Origin of the sequence: Pseudomonas phoenicis, from assembly GCF_047302395.1 — a bacterium.
In the GTDB taxonomy this organism is placed as follows: domain Bacteria; phylum Pseudomonadota; class Gammaproteobacteria; order Pseudomonadales; family Pseudomonadaceae; genus Aquipseudomonas.
Map to the genome: position 1 here is coordinate 1,002,530 of NZ_CP154852.1, position 19,193 is coordinate 1,021,722.

General features: G+C 66.2%; 17 protein-coding genes. 5 read left to right on the forward strand and 12 right to left on the reverse strand.

The window, feature by feature from the left end; all coding sequences use genetic code 11:
• Positions 1 to 2 precede the first annotated feature (2 nt).
• Positions 3 to 614 (reverse strand): trimeric intracellular cation channel family protein, encoded by a 612-nt coding sequence (locus tag AA0Z93_RS04655; RefSeq protein WP_413046186.1) that lies wholly within the window; start codon positions 612 to 614, stop codon positions 3 to 5.
• An 89-nt stretch (positions 615 to 703) separates the two neighbouring features.
• Positions 704 to 1,246: an oligoribonuclease gene (gene orn, locus AA0Z93_RS04660; protein WP_413046185.1), complete on the reverse strand. Its 543-nt coding sequence runs from the start codon at positions 1,244 to 1,246 to the stop codon at positions 704 to 706.
• Between the two features lie 268 nt (positions 1,247 to 1,514).
• Between orn and rsgA the strand changes: the two genes are divergently transcribed.
• Positions 1,515 to 2,546 carry a small ribosomal subunit biogenesis GTPase RsgA gene (gene rsgA / locus AA0Z93_RS04665; RefSeq protein WP_413046184.1) on the forward strand — a complete coding sequence of 344 codons (1,032 nt, stop codon included), beginning with the start codon at positions 1,515 to 1,517 and terminating at the stop codon, positions 2,544 to 2,546.
• 112 nt (positions 2,547 to 2,658) lie between these two features.
• Here rsgA and motB read toward each other — a convergent pair whose 3' ends face one another.
• Together motB and motA are read right to left on the reverse strand one after the other, a co-directional pair.
• The gene (gene motB / locus AA0Z93_RS04670; protein WP_413046183.1) at positions 2,659 to 3,711 is read right to left on the reverse strand and encodes a flagellar motor protein MotB; all 1,053 of its coding nucleotides are present in this window, start codon (positions 3,709 to 3,711) and stop codon (positions 2,659 to 2,661) included.
• A 3-nt stretch (positions 3,712 to 3,714) separates the two neighbouring features.
• Positions 3,715 to 4,566 (reverse strand): flagellar motor stator protein MotA, encoded by an 852-nt coding sequence (gene motA / locus AA0Z93_RS04675; RefSeq protein ID WP_413046182.1) that lies wholly within the window; start codon positions 4,564 to 4,566, stop codon positions 3,715 to 3,717.
• Positions 4,567 to 4,697: 131 nt separating this feature from the next.
• Between motA and AA0Z93_RS04680 the strand changes: the two genes are divergently transcribed.
• The 3 genes from AA0Z93_RS04680 (at position 4,698) to asd (ending at position 8,025) form a co-directional block, all read left to right on the forward strand.
• Positions 4,698 to 6,233, forward strand: coding sequence for an HDOD domain-containing protein (locus AA0Z93_RS04680; protein WP_413046181.1), 1,536 nt, complete (start codon positions 4,698 to 4,700; stop codon positions 6,231 to 6,233).
• Positions 6,234 to 6,344: 111 nt separating this feature from the next.
• A complete protein-coding gene (locus tag AA0Z93_RS04685; RefSeq protein ID WP_413046180.1) occupies positions 6,345 to 7,154 on the forward strand; it encodes a rhodanese-like domain-containing protein in 810 nt (269 codons plus the stop codon).
• A 10-nt stretch (positions 7,155 to 7,164) separates the two neighbouring features.
• Positions 7,165 to 8,025, forward strand: a complete 861-nt coding sequence (gene asd, locus AA0Z93_RS04690) for an archaetidylserine decarboxylase (protein WP_413046179.1) — start codon at positions 7,165 to 7,167, stop codon at positions 8,023 to 8,025.
• 100 nt (positions 8,026 to 8,125) lie between these two features.
• Here the strand turns inward: asd and serB are convergent, their stop codons facing one another.
• On the reverse strand, positions 8,126 to 9,340 hold the full coding sequence (gene serB / locus AA0Z93_RS04695; protein ID WP_413046178.1) for a phosphoserine phosphatase SerB: 1,215 nt from the start codon (positions 9,338 to 9,340) through the stop codon (positions 8,126 to 8,128).
• Between the two features lie 133 nt (positions 9,341 to 9,473).
• On the opposite strand from serB, the gene AA0Z93_RS04700 reads away from it, so the two are divergent.
• Positions 9,474 to 10,976, forward strand: a complete 1,503-nt coding sequence (locus tag AA0Z93_RS04700; protein WP_413046177.1) for a histidine kinase — start codon at positions 9,474 to 9,476, stop codon at positions 10,974 to 10,976.
• Positions 10,977 to 11,051: 75 nt separating this feature from the next.
• Here AA0Z93_RS04700 and AA0Z93_RS04705 read toward each other — a convergent pair whose 3' ends face one another.
• The 7 genes from AA0Z93_RS04705 to cpdA all read right to left on the reverse strand — a co-directional run bounded on the left by AA0Z93_RS04705 (position 11,052) and on the right by cpdA (position 19,160).
• Positions 11,052 to 11,756, reverse strand: coding sequence for a membrane integrity-associated transporter subunit PqiC (locus tag AA0Z93_RS04705; RefSeq protein ID WP_413046176.1), 705 nt, complete (start codon positions 11,754 to 11,756; stop codon positions 11,052 to 11,054).
• Positions 11,757 to 11,905: 149 nt separating this feature from the next.
• Entirely contained in the window at positions 11,906 to 14,161 is a 2,256-nt protein-coding gene (parC, locus tag AA0Z93_RS04710) for a DNA topoisomerase IV subunit A (protein WP_413046175.1), read from the reverse strand.
• A gap of 10 nt (positions 14,162 to 14,171) precedes the next feature.
• On the reverse strand, positions 14,172 to 14,690 hold the full coding sequence (locus AA0Z93_RS04715) for a TIGR02281 family clan AA aspartic protease (RefSeq protein WP_413046174.1): 519 nt from the start codon (positions 14,688 to 14,690) through the stop codon (positions 14,172 to 14,174).
• Positions 14,687 to 15,673: an esterase-like activity of phytase family protein gene (locus AA0Z93_RS04720; RefSeq protein ID WP_413046173.1), complete on the reverse strand. Its 987-nt coding sequence runs from the start codon at positions 15,671 to 15,673 to the stop codon at positions 14,687 to 14,689. The genes AA0Z93_RS04715 and AA0Z93_RS04720 overlap by 4 nt, the downstream gene beginning before the upstream one ends.
• On the reverse strand, positions 15,670 to 17,574 hold the full coding sequence (gene parE / locus AA0Z93_RS04725) for a DNA topoisomerase IV subunit B (protein ID WP_413046172.1): 1,905 nt from the start codon (positions 17,572 to 17,574) through the stop codon (positions 15,670 to 15,672). Before parE ends, AA0Z93_RS04720 begins: the two co-directional genes overlap by 4 nt.
• 36 nt (positions 17,575 to 17,610) lie before the next feature.
• Entirely contained in the window at positions 17,611 to 18,222 is a 612-nt protein-coding gene (locus AA0Z93_RS04730; protein WP_413048348.1) for a YqiA/YcfP family alpha/beta fold hydrolase, read from the reverse strand.
• A 128-nt stretch (positions 18,223 to 18,350) separates the two neighbouring features.
• Positions 18,351 to 19,160 carry a 3',5'-cyclic-AMP phosphodiesterase gene (cpdA, locus tag AA0Z93_RS04735; RefSeq protein ID WP_413046171.1) on the reverse strand — a complete coding sequence of 270 codons (810 nt, stop codon included), beginning with the start codon at positions 19,158 to 19,160 and terminating at the stop codon, positions 18,351 to 18,353.
• Between the last annotated feature and the right edge of the window lie 33 nt (positions 19,161 to 19,193).

The following is a 19,193-nucleotide window of genomic DNA, read 5'->3' on the forward strand; positions in this document are numbered from 1 at the left end:
GCCTACTGCTGATCGTCGTAGTGGAACTTGGGCATTTCCCAGTGGAAGCGGATCGCCAGCAGGCGCAGCAGGAAGCCGCCGAACAGGGTCAGCAGCATGGACTGCTCGGCCGGCACTTGGAAGTGCACGCAACCCAGGTAGAACCAGGCCGCGGCGAAGGACACGCTGGCGTACAGCTCGCGGCGAAACACCAGAGGGATGTCGTTGCAGAAGATGTCGCGCAGGATGCCGCCGAACACGCCCGTGATCACCCCGCTGATCGAGGCCACCAGCATGCCCTGGCCCATTTCCAGGGCGGTCATGCAGCCGATCAGGGTGAAGGCCACCAGGCCGAGGGCGTCGAGCACCAGAAACAGCGTGCGCAGCCGGCGCATCAGCGGGGCGATGAACATGGTGAGGATCGCCGCCAGGCTGGTCAGCACCAGGTATTCGGGGTGCTTGACCCAGGTCAGCGGGTAGTGCCCGAGCAGCACGTCGCGCACCGAGCCGCCGCCGAGCGCGGTGACGCAGGCGATCAGTACCACGCCGAACCAGTCCATGCCGCGCCGACCGGCCGACAGCGCGCCGGTCATGGCCTCGGCGGTGATGGCGATGAGGTAGAGCATCAGCAGCATGGCGCAGGTCCGTGGGCAAAAGGCGCGCAGTCTAACCAGTCTGCCCGCGCACCAGAAGAGGGCAGCGAGACAATCGCCGCCCGTCCGGCTCAGACCTTGATGAAATGCTCGCGGTAGTGCTGCAGTTCGGCGATCGACTCGCGAATGTCGTCCAGCGCCTGGTGGGTACCGCCCTTGTGGAAGCTGTCGCGCACATGGGGCGCCCAGCGCGCCGCCAGTTCCTTGAGGGTGGAGACGTCGAGGTTGCGGTAGTGGAAGTAGCTTTCCAGCGTTGGCATGTAGCGATAGAGGAAGCGGCGGTCCTGGCCGATGCTGTTGCCGCAGATCGGCGACTTGCCCTTGGGTACCCACTGCTCGAGAAAGGCCAGGGTCTGCGCCTCGGCCTCGGCCGTGCCGATGCGGCTGTCGCGCACACGCTGGGTCAGGCCGGAATTGCCGTGGGTACGGGTGTTCCACTCGTCCATGCGGGCCAGCACGTCGTCGCTGTGGTGGATGGCGATCACCGGGCCTTCGGCCAGGGTGTTCAGGTCGCTGTCGGTGACGATGGTGGCCATCTCGATGATGACGTCGTTGTCTGGGTCCAGGCCGGTCATTTCCAGGTCGATCCAGATCAGGTGCTGTGGGTTCTGCATAGGGGCTCCTCGGGTAGCCGGTCATAGTAGCCTAGGGCCTGTACGAAAAGCCTTGATACTTGGCCCTGCTGCGTTGAAAACAGACTCAAAATGCTCACGTACTACAGTACGCTCCGCTTTTTCGCCTGTTTTCGCCTTGCTTGGCCAGCGTCTCAAGACTTTTCGTACAGACCCTAGCCGGCGTGCGGCCTGAAGCGAGCGAATCGACGCAAGGCACGCCGTGCTAGACTGCGCGCTGTTTTCTCCAAGCCGCCACAACGGAACCCTCATGGCCAAACGCCAACTCAATCGCCGGCAAAGCTGGCGCATCGAAAAGATCCAGGGCGAGCGCGCCGCGCGCGCCGCCAAACGCGAGCAACATGCACTGCAGGAACTCGAAGGCGGCGACCTGGGCCCCGAGCAGTTGGGCCTGGTCATCGCGCATTTCGGTGTGCAAGTGGAGGTCGAAGCGCAAGAGGGCGACAACGCCGGCGAAGTGTTCCGCTGCCACCTGCGCGCCAACCTGCCGGCGCTGGTGACCGGCGACCGGGTGGTGTGGCGCTCGGGCAACCAGGGCATCGGCGTGATCGTCGCGCAGATGCCGCGCACCACCGAGCTGCGCCGGCCGAACAACCATGGCCAGCTCAAGCCGGTGGCGGCCAACGTCGACCTGATCGTCATCGTCTTCGCCCCGGCCCCCGAACCGCACCCCAATCTCATCGACCGCTACCTGGTGGCCGCCGAGCACGCCGGCATCCGCCCGCTGTTGCTGCTGAACAAGGCCGACCTGATCGACGAAGACAACGCCCCGGCGCTCAACGCCTTGTTGCAGGTGTACCGCGACCTCGGCTACCCGCTGCTGGAAGTCTCGGCGCACCAGGGCGATGGCATGCAGCGCCTGCAAGCCTTGCTCGATGGGCATATCAGCGTGTTCGTCGGCCAGTCGGGGGTGGGCAAGTCGTCGTTGGTCAACAGTCTGCTGCCCTTGGCGCAGACCCGCGTGGGCGATCTGTCGGAATGGTCGGGTCAGGGCACGCACACCACCACCACCGCGCGTCTGTACCACTTCCCCAATGGCGGCGACCTGATCGACTCCCCCGGCATCCGCGAATTCGGCTTGGGGCACGTCAGCCGCGTCGATGTGGAAGAAGGCTTCATCGAGTTCCGCGACCTGTTCGGCACCTGCCGCTTCCGCGACTGCAAGCACGATCGCGAGCCCGGCTGCGCGCTGCTCAAGGCGCTGGAGGACGGGCGCATCTCGCAGCAACGGATGAACAGCTACCGTTCGATCATCGCCAGTTTGCCGCAGGAAACCTACTGAGTTCGGCGAGCTCCGTTCACTGAATGCACAACGCCCATGGCCGTGGCACGGTTCATGGGCGTTATGCATTCAAGTGCGTAGCAAAGCGAGCGCGCTGCCGGAAGTGGCCGGGTTACTCCTGGCTGTCTTCCATGCGCAGGGTGCCGTCTTCGAAAATGTTCAGCTTCTGGCGCAACTCGCGCGGCTGCAAGGGCGCCTGCTGCGCGCCGTCGAGGCTGGCGCTGGGCGGGGCCGGGGTGCCCGCCGGTGCCGCGCCAGGCGCCGTGGCACCGGGCGCCGATGTGCCTTGCGGAGTGTCGCCGGGCGCCTGGCTGCCCTGCTCGCCCTCGATGTCGCGCTGGGCCTTCTTGGTCAGCACCACGATGTCGATCCGCCGGTTGACCGGGTTGAGCGGGTCCTTGCGGTCGAACAGCGACGATGAACCGTAGCCCACCACCCGCGCCACCTGATCCTCGGAGTAGCCACCGGCGACCAGCGCACGGCGCGCGGCGTTGGCGCGGTTGGCCGACAGCTCCCAGTTGCCGAAACCGCCGCCGCCCACGAACGGCTTGGCATCGGTATGGCCGCTGACGCTGATCTTATTCGGCACCGCCTTGATGGTGTCGGCCATGGCCAGCAGGATGTCTTCGAAATACGGCTGCAAACGCGCGCTGCCCAGGTCGAACATGGGCCGGTTCTCGGCGTCCATGATCTGGATGCGCAGGCCGTCCTGGGTGATCTCGAAGAGGATCTGGTCCTTGAACTTCTGCAGCTCCGGGTTCTCGTTGACCTTGTTCTGCAACTCCTGCAACAGCAGTTCGAGACGCTCGCGCTCGACCTGCTCGGCCATGCTCTCGATCTGATCCTTGTTCACCTGCGGGTTGAGCGGCGGCGTGGATTCCATCTTGGGTTCGGGGTTGATGGTCTTGTCCGGGGCCATTTCCGGCGAGCCGCCCAGGTCGATCACGTATGGCGTGCCGCTTTCGGCAAAACCGATCGGGTCCTGGAAATAACCGGCGATGGCGATCTTCTGTTCCGGGGTGGCCGTGGACATCAGCCACAGCACCAGGAAGAACGCCATCATGGCGGTGGCGAAGTCGGCGAAGGCGATCTTCCAGGCGCCGCCGTGGTGGCCGTCGCCGAAGCGCTTGACGCGCTTGACGATGATGGGCTGGTTGTTCTCCATGACTCAGCGACCGCGCACCGACTGTTCCAGCTCGGAGAAGCTCGGACGGTGGCCCGGGTACAGCACCTTGCGGCCGAACTCCACGGCCAGGGTCGGCGGCATGCCGGAAGCCGAGGCCACCAGCGAGGCCTTGATCGCCTCGTAGACGTTGAGCTCTTCCTTGGCGTCGTGCTTGAGGCAGTTGGCCAGCGGGCCGAAGAAGCCGTAGGCGGCGAGGATACCGAAGAAGGTCCCCACCAGCGCCGCGCCCACGTGCATGCCGATGGCCGCCTGGTCGCCCTCGCCCAGCGAGGCCATGGTCACCACGATGCCCAGTACCGCGGCCACGATGCCGAAACCGGGCATGCCGTCGGCGATGCCGGTGACCGCATGCGAGGGGTGCTCGAGCTCTTCCTTCATGTTCAACAGCTCCATGTCGAACAGGCCTTCGAGCTCGTGCGGAGCCATGTTGCCGGTGGACATGATGCGCAGGTAATCGCAGATGAAGGCGATCATTGCCGTATCGCCGACGATGGACGGGTATTTACTGAAGATGGGGCTGGCGGCCGGGTCTTCGATGTCGGCCTCGATGGCCATCATGCCTTCGCGGCGGCTTTTGTTGAGGATCTCGTAGATCAGCCCGAGGATCTCCAGATAGAAAGCGTGGTTGAAGCGCGACTTGAACATCTTCAACGACTTCTTGAAGACGTGCATGGTCATGTGGCCGGGGTTGGCCTGGATGAACGCACCCAGCGCAGCACCGCCGATGATCAGCACTTCGAAAGGCTGGATCAGCGCCGCGATCTTGCCATGGGAGAGGACGTAACCGCCGAGCACGCTGGCGAATACGATGATGATGCCGATAATTTTTGCCATAAAATTCAACGTATTGACGTGGATGGTCGAGGGCCGCGAGGGGTGCTCTGAAACTCTTCTTCTACTTATCGGCAGAACTGCGCCAGACTATAGCCACTCCTAGCGAAAAGCCAGTTTGGACTGATGTCAAAATGCCCAGTGAAACCAAGGTCCCGAGTCAGGTCCCCTCGACGTTAGAGGCGTGGGTCAAGCTGCTCGATGGCGTCCGCCTGCCGGTTGCCAAAGAGAGCCACGACCGCGTGCTGTCGGCGATCAACGACAACCGCCGCTCGCTGCGCGACATCGCCGAACTGTTGCAAGGCAGCCCTGCACTGGTGCTGTCGGTGATGCGCGAGGCCAACCATTCGGCCAATGCCAGCCAGGCCGAACCTGCCGAAAGCCTGGAAGTGGCGCTCAACCGCCTGGGTCTGACGCGCTGCGCGCAGTTGCTGGCGCGGCTGCCCGCGGTGCCGAGCGGCGATTTGCCAGCGGTGCTCAACCAGTTCGTGCAGATCAGCCAGCACGCCAGCCAACAGGCCAGCGGCCTGTTCGCCAGCCGGTTGGCGCGGCTATGGCAGGAGATCCACTGGGGCAGCCTGCTGTTTCTCTCGCCCCTGTGGCCCTTGGCGCTGACCTTCCCCGCCCTGCTCGACGACTGGGAACTGCGCGTGATCCACAAGGGCGAAGACGCAGCCGAGGTGGAACAGGAGCTGTTCGGCGTACGCATCATGGCCTTGTGCCGCGCAGTGGCCGAGCATTGGCGGCTGCCCGAGTGGGTGACCCAGGGTTACCGCCTGCTGCTCGAAGAACGCGAGCCTCTGGCCCAGGTGATCAACATCTCCCGCGAGCCGGACAGCCTCGCCCAACAGCATCGGCTGGACGAAGAGCCCGGCCTGCGCCGCTGGTTCAACCAGCCGGCCAACACCGTGCTGCTGGCCAACAACCTGGCCCTGGCCGCGCAAGTGGGCTGGGACAACCCGCACCTGCTGCGCTGGCAATTGCTCACCGCGCTGTACCTGCAGACCAGCCTGGACGACGTGCAGAACCAGGTGCACCAACAGGCCGCCGCCAGCGCCCGCCGACACGCGCGCCCAGGCCTGTTCCACCCGGCCGAGGCGCTGCTCTGGCCCTGGCAGCAACGCCGCCCGCACCCCGACATGTTGACGCCACCGCCGCCCTCGGCCGAGGAACTGGCGCATTGGCGCAGCCTGTGCAACGAACTGCTGGCGCAGCACACGCGCTTCACCAATGCCGTGCACCTGGCCACCCAGGCGTGCGACGCGCTGGTCGCCTGCGGTTTCAACCGTGTCATGCTGCTGGCGTTCGACCGCGCCAACGACTGCCTGCGCGTACAGCAGATCGCCGGCCTGCCCAAGGAAATGCTGGCACTGAATCTGCCCATCACCGGCAACAAGCTGCTGGAACGGCTGGTGCGCCAAGCCGCACAACTGCGCCTGACCCCGGACAACCACCGCCAGTACGCACCTTTGATTCCCGCTCCCCTGCGCCCCTTCCTGCGCAGCGAGCATGTGCTGCTGCGCTCGCTGGCGGTCAACGGCAACGTGCTGATGCTGGTGTTGGCCGACCAGGGCGCACGCCCCTTGGCCGAGGTCGGCGTGCAGGCCTTCGCCAAGACCATGCCGTGCATCGAGCGCGCGCTGGCGAGCTTCGCCAACCGCGGCGCCTGAGGCCTCGCGCGGAGCGCCTGCACGCCTTCCCGGCCCTGCCCCACATCGTGCGATCGAGTATCGCGCCTGTACCTGGGCTACAATCGCCCCCTGATTTTTCGGAGACCCTGGATGACTGACTTTTCCGGCTTGCCCCTGGTGATCGAGGCCGCAGACTTGCTGCCGCGCCTGGATGCGTCCGAGCTGATCCTGGTCGACCTGACCAGCGCCAGTCGTTATGCCGCCGGGCACGTGCCTGGCGCCCGCTGGGTCGACAGCAAGCGCACCCAACTCGGCCAGCCGCCGGCACCGGGCCTGCTGCCGAGCCAGGCTGCCCTGGAAAAGCTGTTCGCCGACCTCGGGCACCGCGACGATGCGGTCTACGTGGTGTACGACGAAGAAGGCGGCAGTTGGGCCGGCCGCTTCATCTGGTTGCTCGATGTCATCGGCCACACCCGCTACCACTATCTCAACGGCGGCATCCATGCCTGGCCCACCGACGCGCTGTCGACCGAGGTGCCAGCCAGCGCCCCCACCGACGTAGCGTTACAGCTGCATGCCGAACCCACCGCTACCCGCGAATACCTGCAAAGCCGCCTGGGCGCAGCGGACCTGGCCATCTGGGACGCACGTGCGCCCGAGGAATTCGACGGCCGCAAGGTGCTCGCCGTCCGCGGCGGCCACATTCCCGGGGCGACCAACCTGGAATGGACCGCAGCCATGGACCCTGCCGACCACCTGCGCATCCGCCGCGACGCCGCCGAGCTGCTGAGCGCCCACGGCATTACCTCGGACAAGGAAGTGGTCACCCACTGCCAGAGCCATCGCCGTTCCGGCTTCACTTATCTGGTGGCCAAGGCCCTCGGCTATCCACGGGTCAAGGCCTACGCCGGCTCCTGGAGCGAATGGGGCAACCACCCGGACACGCCTGTAGACGTTTAAGGAAAACCCAATGAAATCCCGTCTGTTCATCCTCAGCCAGTACCTGCTGCCCCACCACCTGCTGTCGCGTCTGGCCGGCTGCCTCGCCGAATGCCGCGTGCGCTGGTTCAAGAACGCCTTCACCGCCTGGTTCGCCAAACGCTACCAGGTCGACATGTCCCAGGCGCAGGTCGAAGACCTGACCGCCTACGAGCACTTCAACGCCTTCTTCACCCGCGCCTTGAAACCTGAAGCGCGCCCGCTCGACCCTACCCCCGGCGCCATCCTCTGCCCGGCCGACGGTGCCGTCAGCCAGGTGGGCCAGATCGAGCACGGCCGCATCTTCCAGGCCAAGGGCCACAGCTTCAGCGCCCAGGAACTGCTCGGCGGCGACCCGGCCCTGGCTGCGCCGTTCATGGGCGGCGAGTTCGCCACCGTGTACCTCTCGCCCAAGGACTACCACCGCGTGCACATGCCGCTGGCTGGCACCCTGCGCGAAATGATCTACGTGCCGGGCCAACTGTTCTCGGTCAACCAGACCACCGCGGAGAACGTCCCCGAGCTGTTCGCCCGCAATGAGCGCGTGGTGTGCCTGTTCGACACCGAGCGCGGGCCGATGGCCATGGTGCTGGTCGGCGCGATGATCGTGGCTTCCGTGGAAACGGTCTGGGCCGGCCTGGTGACGCCGCCCAAGCGCGAGCTGAAGACCGTGCGCTACGACGAAGCCAGCCGCGCACCGATCCACTTGGAAAAAGGCGCCGAAATGGGCCGCTTCAAGCTGGGTTCGACGGTGGTGGTGCTGTTCGGCCCCGAGCAGATGCAATGGGGCGATGTGGGCGCGGGTTCGGCCGTGCGCATGGGCCAGTTGCTGGCCATGCCGAAGCAGGCTTGATGCGCTGCGCGGCCCTGCGGGGCTGCGCGCTCCATGCTCGTGCAGCAATGAAGACGCCCGGTATGCAGTACCGGGCGTTTTCGTTCGAGGGTGGCGCGGGTCAGACGCGGGTCTGGCGATCACGCAAGCCGAGCAGGTACAACACACCATCGAGCCCCAGGGTGGAGATGGCCTGCTTGGCCGACTGGCGGACCAGCGGCTTGGCGCGGAAGGCTACGCCCAATCCGGCCAGCGCCAGCATCGGCAGGTCGTTGGCGCCGTCGCCCACGGCGATGGTTTGCTGCAGTTGCAGCCCTTCCTTTATGGTCAGTTCCTGCAACAGATCGGCCTTGCGCTGGGCGTCGACGATCGGCTCGATGGTTTCGCCGGTCAGCTTGCCGTCGACCACGTCCAGTTCGTTGGCGAACACATAGTCGATGCCCAGGCGCGCCTGAATCTGCTTGGCGAAGTAGCTGAAGCCGCCGGAGAGGATGGCGGTCTTGTAGCCCAGGCGCTTGAGCTCGGCGAACAGGTGTTCGGCACCTTCGGTCAGGCGCAGCGAGGCGCCGATCTGGTCCAGCACACTCATGTCCAGGCCCTTGAGCAACGCCATGCGCTCTTTGAAGCTGGCGCGGAAATCCAGTTCGCCACGCATGGCCCGCTCGGTGATGGCGGCCACCTGTTCGCCGACCCCTGCGGCCTTGGCCAGCTCGTCGATGACTTCGGCCTCGATCAGGGTCGAGTCCATGTCGAACACGGCCAGGCGACGGTTGCGCCGGTAGAGGTCGTCTTTCTGGAAGGCGATGTCGACGTCCAGCTCGCTCGACAGGGCGAAGAACTCGGCGCGCAGGGCCTGCACGTCGGAAGGCTCGCCGCGCACGGAAATCTCCACCGCCGAGCGGCTCCTGTCGACCGGCGCATCCAGGGTGATGCGCGCGGACAGGCGCTCGATGCGCTCGATGGTCATGCCGTATTTGGAGATCACCGCACTGGCGCGCTGCAACTGCGCGGGGGTGATCTGCCGGCTGAGCAGCGTCACCACATGCCGCGCATCGCCATGGCCTTCTGCCCAGTGCTGGTAATCGGCCTCGGAGATGGGCGTGTAGCGGGCCTGCAGGTTCAGTTCGTGGGCTTTGGCCTGCACGCTCTGCAACAAGTGGGTGGCCACTTCGTTGTCGGGCAGATCGACCAGGATGCCGAACGACAGGGTGCCGTGCATGACGGCAAGGCCGATGTCGAGGATGTTCACTCCGCCCTGGAGCAGGACGCCGGTCAGGGCGGCGGTGAGACCGGGTCGGTCTTCACCGGTGATGTTGATCAGGACGATTTCGCGCAAGACCTGGCTCCGAAAGGATGAAAAATGCGCATTCTACCGATTTTCCGTGACCGCTGGGCACATCGCCTACTTTGCCGCCATATGACCTGTCGCTATACTCCGCCCCACACTTTTTGCCATAAAGAGCCGCGCTGTGATCCGGCCCACGCCCGTCAAACCCGACAACTTCTTCGTGATGCTCTTTCGCGCCCTGCGCCAACGTCGCATTCCCTTGGTTCTGCGCATCGCCAGCCACACCGTTTTCATGGTGGCGCTGGCGTTGGTGATCTATGCCTGCGTCATGGGCCTGCAGTTCAAGCAGGCCATGCACGACCAGGCCGACGCCCTCGGCCAGAGCCTGACGTTGCAGACCGCCTCCTCGGCCACCGAGCTGCTGGTGGCCAACGACATCCTCAGCCTCAACGTGCTGCTGGGCAACCTGGTGAAGAACCCGCTGGTGGCCCACGCCGCCATCTACAGCGTGGACAACCGCATCCTCGCCGAAGCCGGCGAACGGCCGCGCAACGGCCTGCTGGGCGAAGCCGAGGGGTTGTACCAGAGCAAGATCACCTTCCAGGACGTCACCGCCGGGCAACTGCGCATCAGCCTGGACATGAGCGAGTTCCAGCAGCCGATGCTCATCAGCTTGCAGAGCATGGGCATCATGGCCGCCATCCTGCTGTGCCTGGCGCTGACCTTGAGCCTGCGCCTGGGGCGCTACATCAGCACCCCACTGCTGCAATTGCGGGTCTGGCTGCGCGACCCGCACCACCTTACCCCCGGCACCGAGCGCCATGACGAAATCGGCGACCTGGCCCGCCAGCTGCACGCCCGCCTGGCGCCACCGGCGCCACCCGAGCCCGAGCCAGAGCCGAAACCCGAGTTCGAATACGACGACGAGGACGACGACGCGTTGACTGCCGACGACGCCCCACAGAGCTTGCGCGAACGTGCCGCCATCCCCAAGCCGAGCGCGCGCGCACAAGTGCATGCCGACGATGACGACGACGAAGCCTTCGCCGGCCTGCTCGACGACGAACAACCCGTTCCCATGGTCCAGCCGATCCACGAAGCCCCCGGCGAACCGCAGTTCACCGCCGTGCTGGCCGTGCAACTGGGCTCCCAGGAACAGCTGCGCCGCCTGCCGCGCACCCGCCTCGGCGAGCTGCTGGAACGCTACCGCGAGTGCCTGAACCAGGCGGTTTCGCTGTACGAAGGCGAGTTGCACTCGCTCAACGACGGCAGCGCCCTGCTGCTGTTCCACAGCCGCCAGTGCGGCGACGACTACCTGACCAACGCCATCTGCTGTGGCGAGTTGTTGCGCGCCCTGGGTCACGCCTTGCAGATCGAGGTGGCCGACAGCGGCATCACCCTGCAACTGCAACTGGGCCTGACGCTGGACGACGACCTCTACGGGCTCGACCAGGTCGACCTGCTCATGGCGGAGAAGGCCCAGGATGCCCTGGCGCTGTCGCAGCACAGCCGCAACCTGCTGCTGGTCGAGCGCCAGATCGGCGACGACTCGCTGATCCGCCAACGCGCGCGCATCCGCCCCATCGCCAGCCCCGAAGGCGCCTGTTGCGTGGAGCGCCTGCTGGAGCCCTACCCGTCGATGCTCGAACGCCAATTGGCGCGCATGCATGAGCACCGCAGCTGATTTCGATCGGCCAGGCACGAAAAAGCCCGCAGCGATGCGGGCTTTTTCGTTGAGGCGATTGGTCGGTGACGCGGCTTAGAAGCGATAGACTTCCATATCGGTCCGCACCGGCGACGCCATGGGAATGCGCGACTTTTCCGGCCCGCGCTTGACCTGCGCGGCAGGCTTCTTCACCGGCGTCTCGACCAGCGCCGGCTGGTTGGCCAAAGGCTTGAGTGCAGTGCTCAACTGCTCGGCCAGCTTTTGCAGCAACTGCCCTTGAGCCTGCACCTGGGCGCTTTCGCTGCCTGCGTGGGGTTGCTCCAGGTGCACGATGCGGTTGTCGCGCACCTGCCCGCGGCGATCCAGCACGCGCCACTGCGCGTCGAGCACGGCTGGCTGCTTGCTGCCCGAATCCAACCGCGTGATCGACAGCAGCACCTGCGCATCAGGCGTAAAGCCGGTGCCGGCCGGCGCCAGCACCACGCGCTGGCTGTCCAGGCGCCAGGCCAACTGGCGCACCAGCAGTTGGTCGATGTCCGACGACAAACTGCCCGCCCAACGCCCGTCGACCGCAGCGCTCAGGCTGCCGTCGGCTTGGCGTTGCAGGAAGGTTTCACGCTGCAGGTAGTCGGCCACCGACACCGGGCCCACCACCACGGCCATACCGGAAGCCTGGGTCGGCTGCCCGGGCTGGCCACTGTCCAGCTGGTACAACGCCACGGGCTGATGCACGCTGCATCCGGCCAGGGTCAACAGGCCAGTCATCAACAACGTCAATGGAAGGCGTGGAAATCTCATTCGTCCCATCCAGGCGGCCGCACGGGGCGAGCCGCAGTGATACTCAAGTAAACCTCTGGGCGCATCAGGGGCCCTGGCGCCGCGGGGGGCTATCATCCGTGAAATGGCGGCGCGACTCCAGCACTTAAAAGCCGCGGCGTCTCGCCCATTCAGGCAGGCCGTTCCACCGTCAGGCCGTCGACGCGCTGGAAGCCGCGTGGCAGTTTGCTGCCACGCCGACCGCGTTCGCCCTTGTAGTGTTCGAGGTCGTCGGGCTTGAGCGACAGAGTGCGTTTGCCGGCCTGCAGCACCAGGGTCGAACCCTCGCCCAACACCGCCAGGTCGCTGACGTACTCTTCGCGGCTGGCCACCCGCTCGCCCGGCACACCAATGATCTTGTTGCCCTTGCCTTTGCCCAATTGCGGCAGGTCGCTGATCTTGAACACCAGCAGGCGGCCTTCGGTGGTGACCGCCGCCAGCCAGTCGTTGGCGCGGTCGAGCACCGGGCGCGGCGCCATGACCTTCGACCCGTTGGGCAGGCTCAACAGCCCCTTGCCTGCCTTGTTCTTGGCTTGCAGGTCTTCGCCCTTGACCACGAAACCATAGCCGGCATCGGAGGCCACCACATACAGCGCACTGTCTTCGGGCACCAGCACACAGTCGAAGGTCGCGCCCGGCGGCGGCGTCAGACGCCCGGTCAGGGGTTCGCCCTGGCCCCGTGCCGAGGGCAGACTGTGGGCGGCCAGCGAATAGCTGCGCCCAGTGGAGTCGATGAGCACGGCGAATTGGTTGGAACGCCCGGCCGCTGCGGCCTTGAAGCCGTCGCCCGCTTTGTAGGCCAACCCCGTCGCGTCGATGTCATGGCCTTTGGCGCAGCGGATCCAGCCTTTTTCGGACAGCACCACGGTGACCGGCTCGGCCGGCATCAGCTCGTTTTCCGACAAGGCCTTGGCCTCGGCACGCTCGACGATGGGCGAGCGGCGCGCATCGCCATAGGTCTCGGCATCCTTGAGCAGCTCGCTGCGCACCAGCTTGCGCAGCTTGGCTTCGCTGCCCAGCAAACCGCTGAGTTTGGCCTGTTCCTTGAGCAGTTCGTCCTGCTCGCCACGGATCTTCATTTCCTCCAGGCGCGCCAATTGCCGCAGGCGTGTCTCGAGGATGTAGTCGGCCTGGGTCTCGCTCAGCTCGAAACGGGCGATCAGCGCCTGCTTGGGCTGGTCCTCGGTACGAATGATGTGGATCACTTCGTCGAGGTTGAGGAAGGCGGTGAGCAAGCCGTCGAGCAGGTGCAGGCGCCGTTCGACCTTGTCCAGGCGAAACTGCAGACGCCGGCGCACGGTGCCGATGCGGTACTGCAGCCATTCCTGCAACAGCGTGCGCAGGTTCTTCAGCTGCGGGCGCCCGTCCAGACCGATGATGTTGACGTTGACCCGGTAGCTGCTTTCCAGGTCGGTGGTGGCGAACAGGTGCTGCATCAGCTCGGCGGCGTCCACGCGGTTCGAACGCGGAATGATCACCAGGCGGCACGGGTTCTCGTGGTCAGACTCGTCGCGCAGGTCGGCCACCATCGGCAGCTTTTTCGCCTGCATCTGCGCCGCGATCTGCTCCATCACCTTGGCTCCGGAGACCTGGTGCGGCAATGCGGTGACCACGATGTCGCCATCTTCGACGCGGTATACCGCGCGCATGCGGATCGAGCCGCGCCCGCTCTCGTAGAGTTTGAGCAGGTCGGCGCGCGGCGTGATGATCTCGGCTTCGGTGGGGTAGTCCGGCCCCTGGATGTGCTCGCACAGCTGCTCGACCGTGGCCTTGGGCTCGTCGAGCAGGCGCACGCAGGCCGTGGCGACTTCGCGCAGGTTGTGCGGCGGCACATCGGTGGCCATGCCCACGGCGATGCCGGTGGTGCCGTTGAGCAGGATGTTCGGCAGGCGTGCCGGCAGCACCGCCGGTTCCTGCAAGGTGCCGTCGAAGTTCGGCACCCAATCCACGGTGCCCTGGCCGACTTCGCTGAGCAGTACTTCGGCGTAGCGCGACAGGCGCGCTTCGGTGTAGCGCATGGCAGCGAAGGACTTGGGATCGTCCGGCGCACCCCAGTTGCCCTGGCCGTCGACCAGGGTGTAACGGTAGCTGAACGGCTGGGCCATCAGCACCATGGCCTCGTAGCAGGCCGAGTCGCCGTGGGGATGGAATTTACCGAGCACGTCGCCCACGGTACGTGCCGATTTCTTGTGCTTGGCGTCAGCATCCAGGCCCAGCTCGCTCATGGCGTAGACGATGCGCCGTTGCACGGGCTTGAGCCCGTCGCCGATGTGCGGCAGGGCCCGGTCCATGATCACGTACATGGAATAGGTGAGGTAGGCCTGCTCGGTGAATTCGGCCAGCGAACGGCGCTCGACGCCGTCGAGACTGTCTTGTAAGTCGCTCATGCGAGCCTCGTCATTTCAAGTTCTGGCGCAGCAGCAAGGTGCCGCCGCGCTGGGTAAATTCAAGTCGTTGCAAGGCGCTCATGCCCAGCAGCACCTGGTCGCCGTCCAGGCCCGGCACCACCAGGGCGCGCAGGTCGCGCAGGCGGATGTCGCCCAGCGCCAGTTCGGCGAGGCGCGTGCGATAGCCTTCGGTGCGGCCGTTGGCGGTGCTCAGGGTCACCGGTGCGCCGCGCTCCAGGCCCAACTGACGCGCCAGCCCCTCGGGAATGGCGACGTCTGTGGCGCCGGTGTCGAGCATGAAGTGCACGGCCTGGCCATTGATCGCGCCGTCGGCGACGAAATGGCCCTGGCCGTTGCCCAGCAGCCGCACCTCGATGAAGTCGGCGCCGTGCTCGGACTGTACCTGGGTGTTGGGGTTGTACTGGCGCGCTTCCCACTGCCCGAAGAATCGCGTGGCCAGGAACAGCCCTGCGGCCCACGCCAGCAGCATCAGGATCTTGCCTGCGCGTTTGCCGGCCGGCTGGCTCATGGCTGGGCGCTCCAGCCACCGTCGGGCGCGGCGAAGCGCCAGACGATGGGCCTGAGTTCACCGTCAGCGCGATGGGCGTTGTTGTTGTCCAGGCCGATCCAGGCACCCTTGTCGTCGATCACCAAGGCCTCGGCCAGGCCGAAGGGCTGGTCGTAGCGCCGCGTGTCGGTCAACGCTTCGGCGGCGAACGACCAGCAACGCTCGACCGCACCGCTGCCCGTGTCGCGGCGACAGATGCGGTAGGCATTGCGCTCCAGGGTGAACAGCTTGCCCTGGTGGTAGGCCAGGTCGGAGAAATCGCGCGGGCGGTTGCGCGGGTGTGGCATCTGCGCCGGTTGCCTTTCGACCCCGGCTTCGCTGAGCAACACGCAACTGTGGCCGCAATTCCACACCGACTGCCGCCGCTCGATGGCTACCAGGCCGCGACGCTCGCGCTCGGCGGCCAGCCACAGGCGGTCGCCGGCGGGGTTGATCGCCAAGCCTTCGAACAGCGCATTGAAGTGCAGCAGCATGCCGCTGGCGCGGGCCTGGCGCACCATGGCCGAGTCGATCTTCAGCCAGTTCGGCTCGCCCGCCAGCGGCAATTGCAGCACCGCGGCGTGGGCCTCGCTGACCAGGTAGAGGTTGCCGGCCTGGTCGCAGGTGACGCCTTCGTAGTCCAGCGCACCGCCGCGCACCAGCGCCGCCGCCTGGTTGCGCGCCTGCAAGCCCCAGGGCAGGCCGCTTTCCGGCACCGCTGGCGGCGCGAACTCGACCGTTTCGGCAGCCCACACCGCAGGCTTCGTATCGAAGCGGTAGAGGCGGTCGTCGTCGCGGTCGGACACGCCCCACAAGGCCCCGCGGCACGCCGCCAGCCCCGACAGGTTGCCGCCGCGCATGCCCTCGATGGGGTGTTCGCTGATCAGCTTCAGTTCGGACCAATCGCCAGCCAGCGCGGCAGGCGCCAAGCACATCAGCAGCGCGGCGAGCCAGCCACGGATCACACCATGACCTCGACCAGGTTGCCCTTGGTTTCCAGCCAGCTCTTGCGGTCGCCTGCGCGTTTCTTGGCTAGCAGCTTGTCCATCAGCTCGCAGGTAGCCGCCACGTCTTCCAGGGTCAGTTGCACCAGGCGCCGGGTGTTGGGGTCCATGGTGGTCTCGCGCAATTGCGGCGGGTTCATTTCGCCCAGGCCCTTGAAGCGGGTGACCTGCGGCTTGCCGCGCTTCTTCTCGGCCACCAGGCGGTCGAGGATGCCGTCGCGCTCGGCCTCGTCCAGGGCGTAGTAGATTTCCTTGCCCAGGTCGATGCGGTACAGCGGCGGCATGGCCACGTACACGTGCCCGGCATCCACCAGCGGGCGGAAGTGCTGGACGAACAGCGCGCAGAGCAAGGTGGCGATGTGCAGGCCGTCGGAGTCGGCGTCGGCGAGGATGCAGATCTTGCCGTAACGCAGTTGCGCCAGATCGCTGGCGCCGGGATCGACGCCGATGGCCACGGCGATGTTGTGCACTTCCTGGCTGGCCAGGACTTCGCCGCCGTCGACTTCCCAGGTGTTCAGGATCTTCCCGCGCAGCGGCAGGATGGCCTGGAATTCCTTGTCCCGCGCCTGCTTGGCCGAGCCGCCGGCCGAGTCGCCCTCGACCAGGAACAGCTCGGCGCGCATCGGGTCCTGGCCGGCGCAGTCGGCCAACTTGCCAGGCAGGGCCGGGCCTTGGGTCACGCGCTTGCGCTCGACCTTCTTGCTCGCCTTCAGGCGCCGACCGGCGTTGCTGATGGCAAGCTCGGCCAGTTGCAGGCCCAGTTCGGGGTGGGCGTTGAGCCACAGGCTGAAGGCGTCCTTGACCACGCCGGACACGAAGGCTGCGGCCTCGCGGGAAGACAGGCGTTCCTTGGTCTGCCCGGAGAACTGCGCGTCCTGCATCTTCATCGACAGGACGAAGGCGATGCGCTCCCAGACGTCTTCCGGGGCCAGCTTGACGCCGCGCGGCAGCAGGTTGCGGAACTCGCAGAACTCGCGCATGGCGTCGAGCAGGCCCTGGCGCAGGCCGTTGACGTGGGTGCCGCCCTGGGCCGTGGGGATCAGGTTGACGTAGCTTTCCTGCAAGCTGTCGCCACCTTCGGGCAGCCACAGCAGCGCCCAGTCGACCGCCTCCTTGTTGCCGGCCAACGAACCGCAGAACGGCTCGTCCGGCAGGCGCTGGAATTCGCTGACCGCATCGACCAGGTAGGAGCGTAGGCCGTCCTGGTAATGCCACTCGACCTTCTCGCCGGTGCCTTTGTCTTCGAAGCTGATCGACAACCCTGGGCAGAGGACGGCCTTGGCCTTGAGCACGTGCTTGAGGCGGCTGATGGAAAACTTCGCCGAATCGAAGTATTTCGGATCGGGGCTGAAATACACGCTGGTGCCGGTGTTGCGCTTGCCGACCGTGCCGATGACGGCAAGCTCCGTGGCCTTGAAGCCGTCGGCGAAGGTCATCTGGTATTCGTTGCCGTCGCGTTTGACGCGCACGCGCACCTGGTTCGACAGGGCGTTGACCACCGAAATGCCGACCCCGTGCAGGCCGCCGGAGAACTGGTAGTTCTTGTTGGAGAACTTGCCGCCGGCATGCAGCTTGGTGAGGATCAGCTCGACGCCGGACACCCCTTCTTCGGGGTGGATGTCCACGGGCATGCCGCGGCCGTCGTCGCTGACTTCCAGGGAGTGGTCGGCATGCAGCACCACTTGGATGGAACGTGCGTGGCCGGCCAGGGCTTCGTCGACGCTGTTGTCGATGACTTCCTGGGCGAGGTGGTTGGGCCGGCTGGTGTCGGTGTACATGCCCGGCCGCTTGCGGACCGGGTCGAGGCCGGAGAGGACTTCGATGGCGTCTGCGTTATAGGCGCTAGCGCTGGGATTGGCCATGGGTTCTCGTCGTCAGTCTGGTGAATGCGGGAAAGATCAAAAGGCAGCGGCGTCGAACGCGCCGAGGCGCTCGGCGTCGATGTCGGCCAGGCGCAGCAGCGCCGGCAGGTGCGCGGCGAACCCTTGGAAGCTGTGGTCGCCACCGTTTTCGATGCGCAGGTCGCAGTGCTGGTAGTAGCGCTCGGCGTGGCGGTAGTCGAGGGTTTCGTCGCCGGTCTGCAGCCAGACCTGGATGCGCTCGACCGCTTGCGGTGGCGGCACTTCCAGTTCGGCCAACGCCTGGACGTGGTCGAGGGTCAGCTCCCAGGTTTCGTCGCTGTACAGGTTGCGCTGGGTGCCCAGGTAGCCGTCGAACAGGCGGTGCGGTGCGACCGCCGGGTTGATCAACAGGGCCTTGAGGCCATGGCGCTCGGCCAGGTACGTGGCGTAATAGCCGCCGAGCGAGCTGCCGACCAACAGCGGCGCTCCGCCCAGCTCGGCCAAAGCGGCTTCGAGTTGCGCCAGAGCCTGACGCGGGTGGTGGTGCAGGGCCGGGACGCGCAAGCGGTCGAGCAGCCCGAGGTGGCCCATGGCCGCCGTCAACTGGCTGGCCTTGCGCGACAGAGGCGAGCTGTTGAGACCGTGTATGTAAAGGATCGAACCCGACATCGTGCCCTCGGCATCTGCAATGCAGCGCCCGCTCGGCAAGCGCTGGGAAACGCGCATTGTACCGTGTTCGCGGGCATTTGGCGCAGTGGCCGACGCGTGCGGGCATACGCCGCAGGCGTGACGGCGCGTCAGTAGCCGGGGCTGTCGAAGTCCAGGGTGACGACGAAATCTTCGGCACGCCGCACACCGGTTTCGATCCGGCCATCGGCATACAGGCGCAGCCAACGGTAACCCGGCGCTTCCTGGCTGACCTCGAAGTCCGCGCTGCCGGCGGCGAACTGGATGCAGGTGGACGGCGTGGCCAGCAGGCGCAGACCGCCGCGCTGTTCGTCCCAAGGCTGGTGGATGTGCCCCCAGAGCAGGCCACGCGCCTGCGCATGGTCTTGCAGCAGCGCCAGCAGGCGTTCGCCATTGCGCAGGCCGATGGGCGCGATCCAGGCGCAGCCGACGTCCACCGGCTGGTGGTGCAGGCACACCAGGCAATGCCGCGAATCCGCGCCGTCCAGCGCCCGTTGCAACACGTCGAACTGGTCGTCTTCGAGCCAGCCATGGTTCGACCCGGCCACCGCCGAGTCGAGGGTTATCACGCGCCAGGCGCCCAGGTCGGTCACCGCCTGGGTCGCTGCAGGCGGCGCCACCTGCGCCATGACCTGCGGGGCGTCGTGGTTTCCGGGCAGCCAGCGGGCGGCATCGGCCAGGCCATCGGTCAGCGTGCGAAAGGCTTGGTAAGCGGCGGGGCTGGCGTCCTGGGTCAGGTCGCCAGTGCACAGCAGCAGGTCGATGCGCGGTTGTTCGCGGCGCACCTGCGCCAGCACATGGCGCAGGCTGTCGCGGGTGTTGACGCCCAGCAGGCCACCGGCCGGATCGGCGAACAGGTGCGGGTCGGTCAGTTGCACCACATGAATGGGTGCCAGGGCGGCGGGGCTGGACGGGAGCAACGACGCTCTCCTTGTGCGGATGAAGCGTAATTA